General features: G+C 77.1%; 1 protein-coding gene. It reads left to right on the top strand.

The window, feature by feature from the left end:
* Nucleotides 1-2,979 (top strand): type I polyketide synthase (locus RKE29_RS29015; protein WP_312008690.1); only part of this gene is annotated, 2,979 nt, incomplete at both ends.

Raw genomic sequence — 2,979 nt, forward strand, 5'->3', positions numbered from 1 at the left:
GCGGCAGGAGGTCCGGTTCGACCAGACCGTACGCGCGCTGCTGGCGGACGGTTTCGGGTTCTTCGTCGAGTCCAGCGCACACCCTGTCCTGACCGTCGGGCTTCAGGAGACCTTCGAGGACACCGGCACCGACGCCGTGGCCCTCGGCACGCTGCGCCGCGAGGAAGGCGGCCCCGAGCGGTTCCTGACCTCGCTCGCCGAAGGGTACGTACGCGGCCTGCCCGCCGACTGGGACGCCGTGTTCGCGGGCAGTGGCGCCAAGCTGCTGCTCGGCCTGCCCACGTACGCCTTCCAGCACCAGCGCTACTGGCTGGAATCCGGCGCGCTCGCCGCCGCGGACGCCTCCGGCCTCGGCCTCGGCGCCGCCGACCACCCGCTGCTCGGCGCCGCGATCCAGGTCGCGGGCGAGGACCAGCTGCTGCTCACCGGTCGGCTCTCGCTCCAGTCGCACCCGTGGCTCGCCGACCACGCCGCCCTGGGCACCGTCCTGGTCCCGGCCGCCGGCTTCGTGGAGCTGGCGCTGCGCGCCGCCGAAGAGGTCGGCGCCGAGCAGGTCGAGGAGCTGACGCTTCAGGCGCCGCTGGTGCTGCCCGAGCGCGGCGGCGTGCAGGTGCAGCTGTCCGTGGGCGCGCCCGACGAGACCGGTCGCCGCGAACTCGCCGTCCACTCCCGCCCCGAGGAGGCGGCCGGCTCCGACGAGCCGTGGACCCGGCACGCCACCGGCCTGCTGGCCGTCGGGCGCGCCCCCGCGCCCGACGCGCTGACCGCGTGGCCGCCCGCCGGCGCCCAGCCGGTCGACGTCGACGGCTTCTACGAGCGGATCGCCGACGCGGGCTACGGCTACGGCCCGGCGTTCCAGGGCCTGCGCGCCGCCTGGCGTACGGGCGACGAGATCTACGCCGAGGTGGCCCTGCCGGACGAGCAGGCCGCGGACGCGGGCCGGTTCGGCGTCCACCCGGCCCTGCTGGACGCCGCCCTGCACCCGGCCGCGCTGCTGGGCGGTTCCCCCGCGGACGCCGAGCTGCGGCTGCCGTTCTCCTGGACCGGCGTGGCGCTGCACGCGGTGGGCGCGACGACCCTGCGCGTACGGGTCCGCCCGGAGGGCGGCGACGCCGTCGCCGTGACCGTCGCGGACACCACGGGCGCTCCGGTCGCCTCCGTCGACGCGCTGGTGCTGCGCGCCGTCACCCCCGACCAGCTCAAGCGGGCGGGCGAACCGGCCCGGGACGCCCTGTTCCACCTCGACTGGACCCCCCTGGCCGGCTCCGGCGCCGCCGCCGGCACCGCCGGCTGGGCCGCGCTCGGCCAGGCCGGACCGCTGGCCGGCGCCGTGGACCGTACGTACGACGACGTGGCCGCGCTGCTCGCCGACCTCGACGGCGGTTCGGCGACCGCGCCCGAGGTGGCCGTGGCGTACCACGCGCCGTCGCCGCACGGCGTCGACAGCGAACTGCCCGGCCTGGTGCGCGCGGCGACGGCCGAGGCGCTGAGCCTGGTGCAGGCCTGGCTCGCCGACGAGCGGACCGCCGGCTCCCGCCTGGTGGTCGTCACCCAGGGCGCGATATCCACCCGGGCCGACGAGGACGTCACCGACCTGGCCCGCGCCTCCCTGTGGGGCCTGCTGCGCTCGGCGCAGTCGGAGAACCCCGGCCGGTTCCTGATCGTGGACACCGACGGTCTGGACGTCTCGCGCGAGGCCCTGGCCGGCGCGGTCGCCGCGGCTGTGGCGGCCGAGGAGCCGCAGGCCGCCGTCCGCGAGGGCGCGGTCCTCGTGCCCCGCCTGGCCCGCACCGCCCCCGCCGCCGACCAGGCCGCCACCCCCCTCGACCCCTCCGGCACCGTGCTGATCACCGGCGGCACCGGCACCGTCGGCGGCCTGCTGGCCCGGCACCTGGTCACCGAGCACGGGGTGCGGCACCTGGTGCTGACCAGTCGTCGCGGGAACGAGGCGGCGGGCGCCGCGGAGCTGGTGGCCGAGCTGACCGGTCTGGGCGCGGAGGTGGAGATCGCCGCGTGTGACGCGGCGGACCGCGAGGCGCTGGCCGCCGTCCTGGCCGGCATCCCGGCCGGCCGCCCGCTGACCGCCGTCGTCCACGCCGCCGGCGCGCTCGACGACGGCATGGTGGCCTCGCTGACGCCCGAACAGGTGGAGCGCGTGCTGCGGCCCAAGGTCGACGCGGCGGTCAACCTGCACGAACTCACCCGCGGCCTGGACCTGTCGGCCTTCGTGGTCTTCTCCTCGCTCGCCGGCACGCTCGGCAACCCCGGCCAAGGCAACTACGCCGCCGCCAACACCTTCCTGGACGCCCTGGTGCAGACCCGCCGCGTCAGCGGCCTGCCCGCCCTGTCCGTGATCTCCGGCTACTGGGCCCAGAGCAGCGAGCTGACCGGCCACCTCGACGACGCCGACGTGGCCCGCTACCTGCGCATGGGCGTCGCCCGCATGTCCTCCGAGCAGGGCCTGGCCCTGTTCGACGCGGCGCTCGCCGCCGAGGGCCCCGCCGCGCTGGTCGTCAGCCGCATGGACTTCACCGCCCTGCGCACCCAGGCCGGTTCCGGCGACCTCCTCCCGCTCTACCGCGGCCTGGTCCGCGCGCCCGCGCGCCGCACCGCCAGCACCGCCGACGACTCCGACGCCCTGCTGCGCCGCCTCGCCGGGCTGCCCGACGAGGAGCAGTTGCGCTACCTGCTCGACCTGGTGCGCGGCCGGGTGGCGACCGTCCTGGGACACGCCAGCCCCGCCACCGTGGACGTCGGCCGCCCGTTCAAGGAACTGGGCTTCGACTCGCTCACCGCCCTCGAACTGCGCAACCGGCTCGGCGCCGCCACCGGCCTGCGCCTGCCGGCCACCCTGGTCTTCGACTACCCGACGCCGCTGGCGCTCGCCGACTACCTGCGCTCCGAGGTGCTCGGCCACGCGCCGGGCGCGGCCGCGCAGGCCCCGGCGGTCACCGGCGTGTCGGACGAGCCGATCGCGAT

This window comes from Streptomyces sp. B1866 (assembly GCF_031932565.1).
GTDB lineage: Bacteria > Actinomycetota > Actinomycetes > Streptomycetales > Streptomycetaceae > Streptomyces.